This is a genomic window from Bernardetia sp. Wsw4-3y2 (genome assembly GCF_037126295.1).
GTDB lineage: Bacteria > Bacteroidota > Bacteroidia > Cytophagales > Bernardetiaceae > Bernardetia.
Genome location: NZ_CP147017.1, coordinates 1,954,916 through 1,969,870 on the forward strand (window position 1 = coordinate 1,954,916; position 14,955 = coordinate 1,969,870).

General features: G+C 32.6%; 6 protein-coding genes. 4 read left to right on the forward strand and 2 right to left on the reverse strand.

Going from position 1 to position 14,955, the window contains the following annotated elements:
- Nucleotides 1-11: 11 nt before the first annotated feature.
- The gene (carB, locus tag V9L05_RS07790) at nt 12-2,825 is read right to left on the reverse strand and encodes a carbamoyl-phosphate synthase large subunit (protein WP_338815026.1); all 2,814 of its coding nucleotides are present in this window, start codon (nt 2,823-2,825) and stop codon (nt 12-14) included.
- 498 nt (nt 2,826-3,323) lie between these two features.
- Between carB and V9L05_RS07795 the strand changes: the two genes are divergently transcribed.
- From V9L05_RS07795 to V9L05_RS07805, 3 genes are all read left to right on the forward strand, one after another.
- Nucleotides 3,324-3,845 (forward strand): outer membrane beta-barrel protein, encoded by a 522-nt coding sequence (locus V9L05_RS07795; protein WP_338793546.1) that lies wholly within the window; start codon nt 3,324-3,326, stop codon nt 3,843-3,845.
- A 639-nt stretch (nt 3,846-4,484) separates the two neighbouring features.
- Nucleotides 4,485-5,006 carry an outer membrane beta-barrel protein gene (locus V9L05_RS07800; RefSeq protein WP_338815027.1) on the forward strand — a complete coding sequence of 174 codons (522 nt, stop codon included), beginning with the start codon at nt 4,485-4,487 and terminating at the stop codon, nt 5,004-5,006.
- A 95-nt stretch (nt 5,007-5,101) separates the two neighbouring features.
- A complete protein-coding gene (locus tag V9L05_RS07805) occupies nt 5,102-5,563 on the forward strand; it encodes a macro domain-containing protein (protein WP_338815028.1) in 462 nt (153 codons plus the stop codon).
- Between the two features lie 93 nt (nt 5,564-5,656).
- On the opposite strand, the gene V9L05_RS07810 is transcribed toward V9L05_RS07805, so the two are convergent.
- Nucleotides 5,657-8,740 (reverse strand): glycosyl hydrolase, encoded by a 3,084-nt coding sequence (locus tag V9L05_RS07810; protein WP_338815029.1) that lies wholly within the window; start codon nt 8,738-8,740, stop codon nt 5,657-5,659.
- Between the two features lie 395 nt (nt 8,741-9,135).
- Between V9L05_RS07810 and V9L05_RS07815 the strand changes: the two genes are divergently transcribed.
- Entirely contained in the window at nt 9,136-14,718 is a 5,583-nt protein-coding gene (locus V9L05_RS07815) for a translocation/assembly module TamB domain-containing protein (RefSeq protein WP_338815030.1), read from the forward strand.
- The last annotated feature ends 237 nt before the right edge of the window (nt 14,719-14,955 follow it).

Consider the following 14,955-nt stretch of genomic DNA (forward strand, 5'->3'; position numbering starts at 1 on the left):
AAATGAAAGAATTAACGACTCAAATACAAATTACGTTCATTATAAATCTCTTTAAAGAATGGGTCTTTTAAGTGATGAATAAAATAAATGGCTTCTCCAGTAGATTTCATTTCAGGTCCTAATTCTTTATTTACATTAGGGAATTTATCAAACGAGAAAACAGGAATTTTGATAGCATAACCATTTTGTTGGGGCTTAAAATCAAAATCTTTTACCTTTTTATGGTCTAGCATTACCCAAGTGGCATATTTGATATACGGTTCTTGATAGGCTTTACAGATAAAAGGAACAGTTCGTGATGCTCGTGGATTGGCTTCAATGATATAAACTATTCCATCTTTTATGGCAAACTGAATATTAATGACACCTTTTGTTTTGAGAGCTAATGCAATTTTTTTGGTGTGGTCATGAATCTGTTTCATGATGTTTTCATCCAAATCAAAAGGAGGTAAAACGGCATACGAATCGCCAGAGTGAATTCCAGCAGGCTCAATGTGTTCCATTACTCCAATAATATAAACGTCTTCGGTATCACAAATTGCATCGGCTTCGGCTTCGATTGCACCATCTAAAAACTCATCTATCAAAATGGTTTGTTGTCCTAAATCTTTAAAAATATTGATGATGTGTTCTTCTAATTCTTGCTCATTGATAACGATTTTCATACGCTGTCCACCCAAAACATAAGAAGGACGAACAAGCAAAGGAAATTCCATTTCAGCAGCTTTTTCGATGGCTTCTTCTGCCGTTTTGATAGCGTGGTATTTTGGATAAGGAATATCATTTTCTTTCAATAAATCAGAAAAACGACCTCTATCTTCTGCCAAATCTAGTGCTTCATAGCTTGTTCCTAAAATTGGAATTCCGTAACGCTCTAATTTTTCGGCAAGTTTTAAGGCTGTTTGTCCTCCTAATTGAACGATAACACCTTCTGGTTTTTCATTCAGAATTATATCATAAATGTGTTCCCAAAAAACAGGTTCAAAATAGAGTTTATCAGCAATATCAAAATCTGTAGAAACCGTTTCAGGGTTGCAATTTATCATAATGGTTTCATAACCTGCTTCTTTTGCAGCCAAAACACCATGAACACACGAATAATCAAATTCAATTCCTTGTCCGATTCTATTAGGCCCTGAACCCAAAACGACAACTTTTTTCTTGTCACTTCTGATAGATTCGTTTTCGGTTTCAAAAGTAGAATAATAATAAGGCGTTTGTGCTTCAAATTCGGCTGAACAAGTATCGACCATTTTCCAAACACGATTTATTCCTAAATCAGTTCTTTTTTTATGAATATCACTTTCTAAGCAGTTCATCAAATGTGCTATTTGACGATCTGCCAATCCTTTTTTCTTTGCTTTTAGAAGTAAATCGTAAGGAATTGAATCTAGCTTATACTTTTGAATTTCGTTTTCTAATTCTACAATTTGTTCGATTTGGTGTAAGAACCATTTATCAATCCTTGTCAAATCAAAAATACGTTTCATTGGTATTCCTAATTTGAAAGCATCATAAATTCTGAATAATCTATCCCAAGAAGGCACTTTTAGTTTTTGATGAATTTCTTCTTGATTTGTAACTTCTTTTCCGTCTGCACCTAATCCATTTCTGCGAATTTCTAAAGACTGACAGGCTTTTTGTAGTGCCTCTTGGAAATTGCGACCAATTCCCATTGCTTCTCCTACCGATTTCATTTGGAAGCCCAAACGAGAATCCGAACCTTCAAATTTATCAAAATTCCAACGAGGAACTTTTACAATTACATAATCAATAGAAGGTTCAAAAAATGCAGAAGTTGTTCCTGTAATGGCATTATCTAGCTCATCAAGATTATAACCGATAGCTAATTTTGCAGCAATTTTAGCGATTGGATAACCTGTTGCCTTTGAAGCAAGTGCAGACGAACGAGAAACACGAGGGTTAATTTCGATAGCAATTATATCATCGTTGTCAGGATTGACAGCAAACTGAACATTACAACCACCTGCAAAATTTCCGATTCCGTTCATCATTTTTATAGCAAGGCTACGCATTTCTTGATAAACAGTGTCAGGCAATGTCATTGCTGGTGCAACTGTAATTGAATCTCCAGTATGAACACCCATTGGGTCAAAATTCTCAATCGAACAGATAATGATTACATTTCCTGCCGAGTCTCTCAATAATTCCAACTCAAATTCTTTCCAACCTACTACACATTGTTCTATCAAAACTTCGTGAATAGGCGAAGTATGCAAACCTCTTGAAAGTGAGCTATCAAATTCTTCTTTGTCATAAACAACACTTCCCCCTGTTCCTCCAAGTGTAAAAGATGGACGAATTACCAAAGGAAAACCTATTTGTTGAGCAATTTTCTTTCCTTGCAAAAATGATTTTGCTGTTTGTCCAACAGCTACTCCAACACCCATATTTTCCATACAGGCTTTAAACTTATCTCTGTCTTCTGTTGTGTCGATGGCTTCAAAGTCCACACCAATTACTTTGACGTTGTATTTTTCCCAAAGTCCAATATCGTTGCACTTTATGGATAAATTTAATGCCGTCTGACCTCCCATAGTAGGCAAAACGGCATCAATTTCTTGTTCTCTTAAAATAGTTTCGATAGAATCTGGTGTGAGTGGCAACAGATAGACGTGGTCTGCATTGATAGGGTCGGTCATTATCGTTGCAGGATTGGAATTGATGAGCGAGACCTTTATTCCTTCTTCACGAAGCGAACGAGCAGCTTGCGAACCTGCATAATCAAACTCACAGGCTTGTCCAATGACAATAGGACCACTTCCAATAATGAGAATATGACGAATAGATTTATTTCTAGGCATGAGAACAGATTTTTGGTTTCCTTTTTATGATGGTTGTATCTATAAATTCTACAAAGGTAACAACTTTATGGTTTTTGAAAAATTTCTTTTTGAGGAAATTGTTGTAAGTACAAAGGAAATATATTTCTAATTACTCCCCAGTTCTCAGATTCACTTTATCGTATAAAAATCTTTATTAGGAGAAAGCTTTCTCTATTATTTGATTTGTTAGTGAAGTTTTCTGAAAAAAAATATTCATACTGACTATAGAACAAAAACGAAAATTGAATTTTTCAGTAGAATGAATTTACAAACTTTAATTCATGGAAAATACAACCTTTTTTATGTTTTATTAATTGATTTCAACCAATAAACAAAGCTTATAGTTAAATAACTACTGTAAAAATTTTTTATGCTAAAATGACCTATTCTTCAATTTAAAGTTGTAAGGTAAGATGTAGTCACTTTACGACTACACTTTGTTATATAATTCTTACAAATAAACTATCACATTTTTTAATGAAAAAATTAATTGTATTTTTAATCGTATGCTTCTCTTTCTCCTTTACTTTATCCACTGCTCAAGCTCAATATGAACAAGGTCAAATTGATGCAAATCTTGGAGTAGGTTTTTTATCTACTTTTTATGGTTCTGGATTATCTCAAAGTATCCCACCTATTGGTCTTAGTGTAGACTATGGTGTTACAGATAATATTAGTGTAGGTGGTTATGCTGCTTATGCTTCTACTAAGTTTGATACTTTTGATGATTGGAGATATACTTACACTATTATAGGAGTTAGAGGTGCATATCATTTTGATTTAGGCCATGAAAAGATTGATACTTATGGTGGTGCTTTGTTAGGATATAATATTATTTCTTTTAGTGGAGATGATTATTTTCAAGGAACTGCGGCTAGTGCTGCTGCTTTCTCTGTATTTTTGGGTGGTAGATACAGATTTACAGAGAACTTAGGAGCTTTTGCAGAGTTGGGTTATGGCATATCTGTTCTTCAACTTGGTTTAAATGTAAAGTTCTAAACTTCTTTGAATCAAGTTTGAGCATAATTTGCTAACATAAAAAACCATTCTAATAAATTATTAGAATGGTTTTTTATGTTAGCTTATTCTATGAATTACAAAAAAAGAAATATCCTAGAATTAAACACAGAAGTAATCATCAATCCTAATAAATATAGTGTGTGATGGTAAAAGACTTTACAATTCAAATAATCCATTAATCATTACTCTGAGTATTTAAATAAACAAAGATTATTTTTTGCTGAAAACAAAATTTTTCAAAATAAAACATGCTTAAATACTAAAATTCAGAAATAAGTAGTTTTTGATGAAAAAACAAACATTAGATTTTTTATTAAAAAATGGCGTAAGTTAAGAGTTAAAAATAAATATTTATTTTATTCTGTGGTTTGAAAACAATCAGATATTTGCTAAAATTTATTTTTTTTAGAAAAAAAAAACAACTTTTTTGAACAAAAAATTATAAAACAACGTATAAACTTATAATAAATCAAAAAAAACACGTTTCTCAAGAGAATCCCAATTAAAAGCTATTTTTTTAAAATAAGTGTTTATTGGTATTTGTTTCTTTTGTTTTTTTACTTAATATTGCATTTCATTTGCAATTTATTCATCTTAAACTTTAATTATTACATTTCAATGAAAAAATTATTTGCTTCAGTAATCATGTGTGCTTTGTTTATTTTTAGTTTTTCTACTGCTCAAGCTCAATATGAGCAAGGACAACTTGATGTAAATCTTGGTGTTGGACTTCTTCCTACTTTCTATGGAAGTGGAACTACTCAAGCCATTCCACCTGTTGGTCTTAGTGTAGATTATGGTGTTTCTGATAAAATTAGTATAGGAGGGTATGCTGCTTATGCTTCTACTAAAATTGATGGTTTTGACGATTGGGGTTATAATTATACTATTATTGGAGTAAGGGGTGCCTATCATTTCGATGTAGGTAGTGAAAAGTTTGATACCTATGCTGGTGGTTTATTAGGTTATAATATTGTTTCTTTTAGTGGAGATGATAGTTTTACAGGAGCTGCTGCTAGTGCTGCTGCTTTCTCTGTATTCTTAGGTGGTAGATATAGATTTACAGATAATCTTGGCGCTTTTGCAGAATTAGGTTATGGTATTTCTGTACTTCAATTAGGATTGAATTTGAAATTCTAATCAAGATTTGCAATCAAGTTTGAGCATAATTTGCTCGCATATAAAAAAACCATTCTAATAATTTATTGGAATGGTCTTTTATGTTACCTCATTCTATGAACTACACAAAAGGAAATATATTAGAATCAAATACAGAAGTAATCATCAATCCTGTAAATACAGTTGGAGTGATGGGAAAAGGTCTTGCCTTACAATTCAAACAAAAATTCCCTACCAATTATAAAATTTATAAGGAAGCCTGTAAAAACAAAACTATCGATATTGGAAAGTTGCTTTTGGTCAGTGATTTTAAAAATGAATCTAATTTGGAGAGAAAACAATTTATCATAAACTTTCCTACAAAAAAACATTGGCGCAATCCGTCCAAAATAGAATACATTGAAGAAGGTCTAAAAGATTTAGTTAGAATTATAGAAACACAAAAATTTGAAAGTATGGCTATTCCTGCTTTAGGATGTGGCTTGGGAGGATTAGAATGGGAAGATGTACGTTTTTTATTGGAGAAATATTTAGAAAAAATAGAAGGGATTAAAATTACAATTTATGAACCTTCTTAAAAAATGTTTTGTAAAGGTTGTACAAAGAACAATTGTAAAAAACTCCCCATCTAATCAGTAAAAATTAAATAGGGAATTAAAAATACCATTTCTTTATTTCTCTACCTCAATAGCAGGAATATTTTTGTCAGCTACTAGTCTATTAAAAGTAGGAATATCTATTTTCAAGATTTCGTAATACTTTTCTAATTGTTCATCAATTTTCTTAGTAATATCAGCTTTTACTTCTTTTGCTCCTTCATTGGGAGGAAAATTCCCATAACCTACCGTAGTGGCTAAAGCACTCAATTTATTATTCAAACGAACAGGAAAATTCAAAGGGTCTTGTCCACTTCTGTTTTGAGTTTGGTATAAAGTTTCTTCAATTTTTGTTAGATTTTTGACGATACTTTCTGCCGAATCTGCCACTACTTTCCATTCTTCTTTTGCACTCGCTTTTGTTTTCCAATCATTCAAACTAGAGCGAATTTTACGAATATTAATAATAGCTTCGTGCGTTTCGGTAAGTTTGTCTCTTATTTCGTTCAAAAACACAAAACGCTCTTGTAAACCTTCATCAGAAACACTCCAACGTGGGTCTTTCAAGAGTTTAAAATCCGTTTCTTGGGTTTTTCCATCAAAAGTAATTTTTGCTTTATAGTCGTTTGGCATAGCTTGAACGCCTTGCGTTCCACCAAACCAAAGAATCATTCCATCAAACTTCTTTGCATCTTCATGACGCATATTCCAAGTGATTGTATTTGCGCCTTTTTGAGCATCTAATTTTTTAATGTTAGAATCTTTATCCTTTGTTACCTTATCATCAGAAGAATATTTTTGAATTAAATTTCCATCTTTATTCAAAATTTCAATTTCTAAAATTTTTGATGTATCTGGTTTTTGATTTAGATAAAAATTCAATTTCATATTTCGTTCGCTCAAATAGGTATCAGATGGCTTAAAGACTAAGAAATTTTCGGTTTTGATTTTTTCTAAAGTTGTTTTATCAAAATTACGAAGAGGATTCAAATCATCAAAAATCCAAAAACTTCGGCCTTGGGTAGCTGCAATCAAATCATTTTCCTTTACTTGTAAATCTGTAATCGGAACAATCGGCAAGTTATAGCGCATCGGTTGCCAATTCTGACCATCATCAAAAGAAACATACACATTACTTTCTGTTCCTGCATACAAAAGACCTTCACGCACAAGGTCAAGACGTAAAACTCTAGTAAAATCAGTATTTGGAATTCCGTTTGTGATTTTTGTCCATGTTTTGCCATAATCTTTTGTTTTGTACAAATAAGGTGCAAAATCATCCGACTTATAACGAGTAGCTGCCACATAAGCAACACCTTTTTTAGTTGGATGCAAATCAATAGAGTTTATCATTGCCCATTCTGGGAGAATTTTTGGCGTAACATTTTCCCAATTCTTGCCTCCATCTTTTGTAATCTGAATAAGTCCATCGTCCGATCCTGTCCAAATAACACCACTTTCAGCAGGCGATTCGGCAGCAGCGAAAATAGTCCCATAATATTCTACACTTGTATTATCTTTTGTGATTTCTCCTCCCGAAGGCTGCATTTTTGATTTATCATTTCGTGTTAAATCTGGACTAATGGCTTCCCAACTTTGCCCTTCATTGGTAGTCTTGAACAAAACATTTGCAGCAGCATAAAGCGTATTTTGATTGTTTGGCGAGAAAAATATAGGGAAATTCCACTGAAAACGATATTTCAATTCAGCAGCTCCCCAACCCATGTGATTATCAGGATAAATATCAACCAAACGAGTTTCTTCTGTTTTGTGATTATAACGCATCAAAAAACCACCATACGACCCACCATAAACAATATCATTATTTTTTGGATCGGCTACGATGTGTCCACTTTCTCCTCCTGCTGTTTCTTCCCATTTGCCTTGGTCTTGTGAAGAAATACGAAGTGCAGAGTTATCTTGCTGACCTGCATAAAGCCTGTATGGAAAATGATTATCAGTACTTACTCTATAAAATTGCGCTGTCGGTTGATTCATATACGTAGAAAAACTCTTTCCTGCATTTTTCGAAACTTGTGCCCCTCCGTCATCTCCAATAATCATGCGTTCTGGATTTTGAGGGTCAAGCCACAGGTCGTGGTGGTCGCCATGTGGTGTGCCTATTTCTGTATAACTTTTTCCTCCATCAGACGAAAAATGAAAATTTACATTCAAAACATAAACGCCTTCTGGATTAGTTGGATGTGCATAAATACGAGTATAATACCACGCTCTTTGACGTAATTTTCGTTCATCGTTTATTTTTGCAAATGTTTCTCCACCATCATCAGAACGAAAAACACCACCTTCTTTTGCTTCAATAATTGCCCAAACTCTGTCTTTTTGAGCAGGAGAAACAGTTACACCAATGATTCCCAAATCTCCTTTTGGAAGTCCTTTAGATTCTTTTGTAAGATTTTTCCACGTATCGCCACCGTCTGTACTTTTCCACAATGCAGACCCTTCGCCACCACTCTCTAAGCTATATGGAGTTCTTCTAATTTTCCACGTACTTGCATAAATTACTCGTGGATTGGTTGGGTCTAAAATCAAATCTACTGCGCCTGCATCTTTAGTTGAAAATAAAATCTGTTCCCAATTTTTGCCTCCGTCTTTACTTCTAAAAACGCCTCTTTGTTCACTAGAACCAAATAAATGACCCAAAACAGCAACATAAACTAAGTTTGGGTTTTTTGGATGAATTCGAATGCGTGTAATATGACGAGAATCTTCTAACCCTATTTTTTGCCATGTTTTTCCTGCATCAAGACTTTTCCAAGCTCCATTTCCATGCGAAACATTTCCACGAACTGTTTTTTCTCCTCCTCCTACATAAATCACATTATTGTCATATTCACTAACTGCAATCGCACCAATAGAGCCTCCAAAATCTGGATCAGAAATATTGTTCCAGCTCATTCCTCCGTCTTCAGTTCGCCAAACTCCACCACCTGTTGCACCAAAATAAAAAAGGTCTGGATTTCCTGCTACACCTGTTACAGCTGCTGAACGTCCACCACGAAAAGGACTTACTTGCCGCCATTTTGTAGAAGAAAAATAAGTGGTGTCAGGTTTGAAAACTTCTTGTGCTTTTGTAAATGTGATTGTACTTCCTAGAAGCAATATTGCTATGAAGTACGTTTTTAATTGTTGTTTCATTTTTTGGGTTTTGTTTGTAAAGGTGTGTTTATAGAATATGGTTTTCTTGATTTGTCTTTTTGCTAAGATAAGGATAGCAAAGAAAACTCTTTAGTGTTACATTTTGAGTAATTTCAAATATTTTCGCTCAGCTTCTTTATTTATAGCAAGCAAGTGGAGTAGTAATCATCTGTCAAAAAGTAAAACCTAGGAAATAAAACAAAGATAACAAACCACTCATTAAATTATACTATCCACTTTTTTCTATATTTTCTGATTATACAGAATCTATATAAACCACCAAACAAAAACCTTAATCTACACGTTAGATAGGCTATGACGTAAAGTATTTTCATTACAGATTAAAATACTATTTTTAACGTCCATTTTTTCAGCTTACTATCTAGTGTACTTTTATGAATTTCTTTCAAAAAATAAAAAATAAATTTTCAAATAAACCTACTGAAAACCAAACCACTACTCCACAAAAACCTCAATCTAAAATAAAACGTGTTTTGTGGAAAATAGCAAAGGTTTTTATGTGGATTTTTGGCTCTATTTTCGGACTTTTAGCCCTTGTTTTTGTTCTTCTTTTTCTTCCTCCAGTTCAAGATTTTTTGACACACAAAGCAGAGGATTTTTTGAGTAAAAAATTAACTACAAAAGTAGACGTAGAAACGATTCGACTTAGTTTGCCTTTGGGTTTGTCTATCAATGGACTTTATATTGAGGATTTAGAACAAGATACATTACTTTATGCAGGTCATTTTGAGGCTGATATTAATCCCTTTGCTTTAATAAAGAAAAAACTCCAAATTACAGAAATAAAACTAGATGATGTCTATGCAAATATTTGGATAGATGAAGACAGTGTTTCGAATATTGATTTTGTAAATGCTGCTTTTGCGCCTACTGATTCGGCAAAAATGAGTGAAGACCAAACAACTACTCAAATTGAATCTAATGACACGACAGGTGTAGGTTTTGTTATTTCTTTGGGTGGTGCAGACTTCAAAAATATCAATTTGAAATTTGATGACAGATACAATGGAAACGATATTAAGGGGAAAATAGGACAACTCAAAATTGATGTTGATGATTTTGATTTGAATAATCTGAGCTTTACTGTAAAAGACATTTTGCTCAAAGACACTGATTTGCGTTATGTTCAGACCAAAATGCCACCTCCAAAGCCCGAAGAACCTGATACAACAAGTTCAGAAATTGGCTTTCAGATTGATCTGAATAAAATTAATATAGAAAACGTAACAGCTTTTTATCAAAGCAATGTGACAGGGCAACAAGTAGATGGAAAAGTTGGCAGTCTTTTTATAAATGCACAACAAACCAATTTAGGAACTCAAAAAATTATTATTCAAGATGTAGAACTCAAAAAAACATATCTTTCTTATAAGCAAGGCATTGTAACAACAGCTTTAGATTCTGCCATAAATGAGTCAGCCAAAACAGTAAGTGAAGAAGCACAACAAGTAGCAGGAACAAAAAAAGATGAAGGAAAACCTTGGGTTATCGAAGTCAAAAATGTTTTGTTAGAGGATAATGAAATTGTGTTTGATAATGATAAAATTGACAAAATTGACTATGGTTTTGATACTAATCATATTCATTTTAAAGGAATTGCATTAGAAGCTGAAAATTTCAAATTCTATCCTACTACCATTGCAGCAGACATAAAAACAATTCAAGCAACAGACAACAGAGAACAATTTGAACTCAAAGATTTTGATGGAAATATTCGAATGGATTCGAATGGCGTGGCTGTTACAGATTTATACATTCAAACTTCAAGAAGCAAAATAGGACAGAAAGTAAAACTAGCAGCTTCATTAGAAAATATTGCTAATGATTGGCAAAATGCTGACTTAGATATTAATTTAGATGGAACAGAAATCGCTTTAGCTGACGTATTTTATTTTGTTCCTGATTTGGCAAAACAAGTTAGCCTATCAAGACAAACAACCGAAACTATCAAAATATCTGGGCAAGCCACAGGAAAAGCAAACGATGCTACTCTCAAAAATTTTCAAATAAAAGGATTAAATAATACCCATTTAATTGTCAATGGAAAAGTGAAAGGATTGCCAAATGTAGAGAATATGTATTTGGATGCCAAAATCAATAAACTGACTTCTTCACGAGAAGATTTAAGAAAAGTAATTCCTACTGGAACACTTCCAGCAGGTTATAATTTTCCTCAAAAAATTTCTATGACAGCTTCTGCCAAAGGTTCTATGAATGATATGTTTGTAGAGTTTTTGGCAAATTTGGATAATACAAAAATAGAATTAGGTGGAACAGTCAAAAATCCGACTGACCCACAAAAAATGTATTTAGATATTTCAACAAAGCAATTTTTAGTTTATTTGAGTGATGTAAAAAATTGGTTACCCGATACGCTTATTCCTTCAAATCTTAATCTTCCTCCAAAAATAGATGGAAATATTGTCTTTACAGGATTATTGAATGATTTTGAAACGGATACAAAATTTAATACAGCATTAGGAAATGTGGGTGCAAAAGGAACAATGAAAAACGCCATTTCTGAAACACAAACGCCTATTTATAACATTACAGCTTTAGTAGAAAATGCACAATTAGGAAAAATTTTGCAAGACACAACATTAGGAATTGCTGATTTGAAGATTACAGCTGATGGAAGTGGTTTTGAGCCTGAAATTATGAAAGCTACTCTTGACGGAAACGTAAATAAGTTTGAGTATCAGAAATATATCTATAAAGATTTAAAAATTGATGGAATAGTAGATGGAATGTCTTACAATGGAAAGTTAAATATGAGAGACAAAAACCTCACTTTTGATTTTGATGGAAACGTAGTTTGGGATACACTCAATCCTAAGTTTGTTGTTGATTTGGATTTGAAAAAAGCTGATTTACAGGCTCTAAATTTATATAAAGAACCTCTAACAGTTGCCCTAATGCTGAATGGAGATATTACAGGAATGGATTTGGATAATATCAGAGGAAATGTCGGACTTCAAAAAGTAGTTATCAATACAAAAAATAAAAATTTCAGAATAGATTCGGCAGCTTTTGTATCTATTTCTCAAAAAGGGGAAACAAATATCAATCTTCGTTCAGATATTGTCTCTGCCAAAATTGAAGGAAATTTAGACTTTTCTACCTTTGTAGCGACTCTCAAAAACCATATCAATACCTATATTGAACTTGACCCTGTGCAGCCCAATAAAGAAATCGGAACTCAAGAAATGGATTTTTCTATTCAGATTCATAAATCTGAACTGCTGACAGCTTTAGTTCCTGATTTAACAAAATTTGAACCTGCTTCGTTTGATGGAAAATACCGTAGTGATTCCAAAAAATTTGAGCTAAATGGAGATTTTCCTTCTATTGTTTATGCAGGAATTACAATGGATTCTTTGACAATTAATATTGACTCAGATAGAGAAGCCTTGAATTATAGAATCGGTGTAGCAGAAGTAACTAACGGAACATATCAGTTTGAACATCCACTCATTTCTGGAAAAGCAGCCAATAATAAAGCTGACTTAACTATAAACCTCAAAGATGAAGAAGGAAAAGAGCGTTTTGAAATTACAACCTTTTTAGAACGTCCAGACACAACAAAATTTATTGTTTCTCTTGCTCCCACTCAAATTCTGAATTATGATAATTGGACAGTAAGAAAAGGAAATCAAATTATTTTGCCAAGTAGCGAAAATCAAAATTTGAGTATAAAAGACTTTTTATTGAGTAATCAAAATCAAACACTTAGTGCACAAACTACTGATAATGATAAAAATCTAGTAGCTAATTTTACAAATTTTGAACTCGCAACTATTACAGATATTGCTGCACCAAATGATACTACAAAACTAGCAGCAGGTAGATTAAACGGAAAAGTAAATCTACAAAACTTTCAAACTGAATTGCAGTTTTTGGCAGATTTAAGAATTGATGAGCTTAGTGTATTGAATAGTAAACTAGGAAATTTATCTATCAATGCAGAAAATAGTAATGCTTTAAATCGTTATGATGTAAAGGTAAATCTGACTGGAGAAAATAAATTCGAATTGACAGGTTATTATAATGCTGCACAAAATGCAAGCGATGCTCTAAATATGAATTTGGATATTCAAAGGCTTTCACTTCCGACTTTAGAAAATCTCACTATGGGAAATTTAGAAGATATGGAAGGAACAGTTACAGGAAATCTGAAAATAAAAGGAACAACTACAAAACCAGCTATTTTAGGGAAATTAGATTTTAATCAAACTTCTTTCTTTCTTACAGCTACAGGAACATATCTTGAGTTAGAAAAAGAAACTATCAATTTTGATAATAATGGAATCGCTTTCAAAAACTTTACTCTTCAAGATAAAAAAGAAAATGCACTCTATATAAATGGTAGAATAAACACACCTACTTTTACAGACTTAAAACTGAATTTGAATGTAAAGAGTGATAAATTTCTGTTTGTAGATAGTGAAAAAAATGACAATCCAAAAGCGAAGCAAATGTTTTTTGGAAAAGCTCTTGCTGGTCTGAACGTAGATGTAAAGGGAAGTGCCACAAGTCCAGTAGTGACAGCAAATGTAAATGTTTTAGAAGGAACAGATTTAACATATTTATTACCTGAATCAGAGATAGCAACGATTGATAAAGAAGGGGTTGTAGAATTTGTAGATAGAGACTTTTATAGTGATTCTCTTATTTCAGTTGCACCTGTTGATGAAGATAGTACACAATATGGAACAGATATGGATATTCGTGCTGTCATTACGATTAATCCTGCTGCCAAAGTAAATGTAGAAATAGATCCTTCTAATCGTTTGGAAGTACAAGGAGGAGGAGATATTAATTTCAATCTGAATCCTAGTGGGGAAATGTCTTTAACAGGACGTTATGAAATTACAGATGGAATTTACAAACTCAATTTCTTTAATATTGCTAAGCGAGATTTCAAGATTCAAAAAGGAAGTGCAATTACTTTTTATGGAGATATAATGGACATGAAAGCTGATATTACAGCAATTCATACAGTTGAAGCTGCATCGTATGAGCTTATGGCAAATCAACTTGGTAGTGCTTCAGAGTCAGAACTTAATAAATACAAGCAAAAATTACCTTTTGAGGTTGTTTTGAATATGAATGGTGAAGTTTTGAATCCAAATATTAATTTTGATATTGATATTGCTGATGCAGAACGTGGCGCAATGGGAGGAACAATAAATACACGTTTGCAACTTTTAAACAAACAAGAGTCTGAACTCAACAAACAAGTTTTTGCACTTCTTATTTTGGGTGGATTTATTTCAGAAAATCCATTGGATAGAGCGCAAGGAGAAATGGGTTTTGCAGAATCAACAGCAAGAAATACAGTAAGTGGACTTTTGACAGACCAGTTAAATAAATTAGCTGACAAAAACCTTTCAGGTATTGGTCTTTCTTTTGATCTCAACTCGTATGAAGATTATTCAACAGGAGAGTCACAAAATAGAACAGAATTAGGAATCAATCTTTCAAAATCGTTTTTAGACGACCGTCTTACTTTTCAAGTAGGTACAAATGTAGATTTGGAAGGTGATGCAGCATCACAGCAACAACAACAAGGTCTGAGTAGTATTGCAGGTGATGTTATTATTTCTTACCTAATTACAGAAGATGGGCGTTATAAAGTTCAGATTTTTAGAGAAAATAGTTATGCTGGTGTAATTGATGGACAGATTATTCAAACAGGAGCTTCTCTTATTTTTGTAAGAGAATATGATGAGTTTAGTGAGCTTTTCGAAAAAGACAAAGAACTTGAAAAAATAAAAAAAGAAAATAAAGAGCGAGAAAAACAGCGTAAAGAAGAACAGAAACGTAAAAAAGAGGAAGAAGAAAAGGAGAAAGAAGAACGCAAAAACCAAGAAGAAAATACAACATCTTCTTCATTAGATTTGATTTTACAGAACCGAAAAGAAGACTTTGGTTTGGAAATTGATGTTTTCCTCTAAAAGCCTCATAAATAGCTAACATAAGTTTTCTACCTTGTATTTTTTGTGTGAAAATTTCTGTTTTAATGTAAAATAATCAGATAGTCTATTACTATTAAAAGTATTATATATAATCTCACTCTAAATTTTTGTAAGTGTGAATATTATTTAACATATTGAACTATTATTAATACCAATCAAATGATAGTCAGTAATTTATTTTTTTATGTAGCTTTCCACTCTGTTTTTTCATTTTAT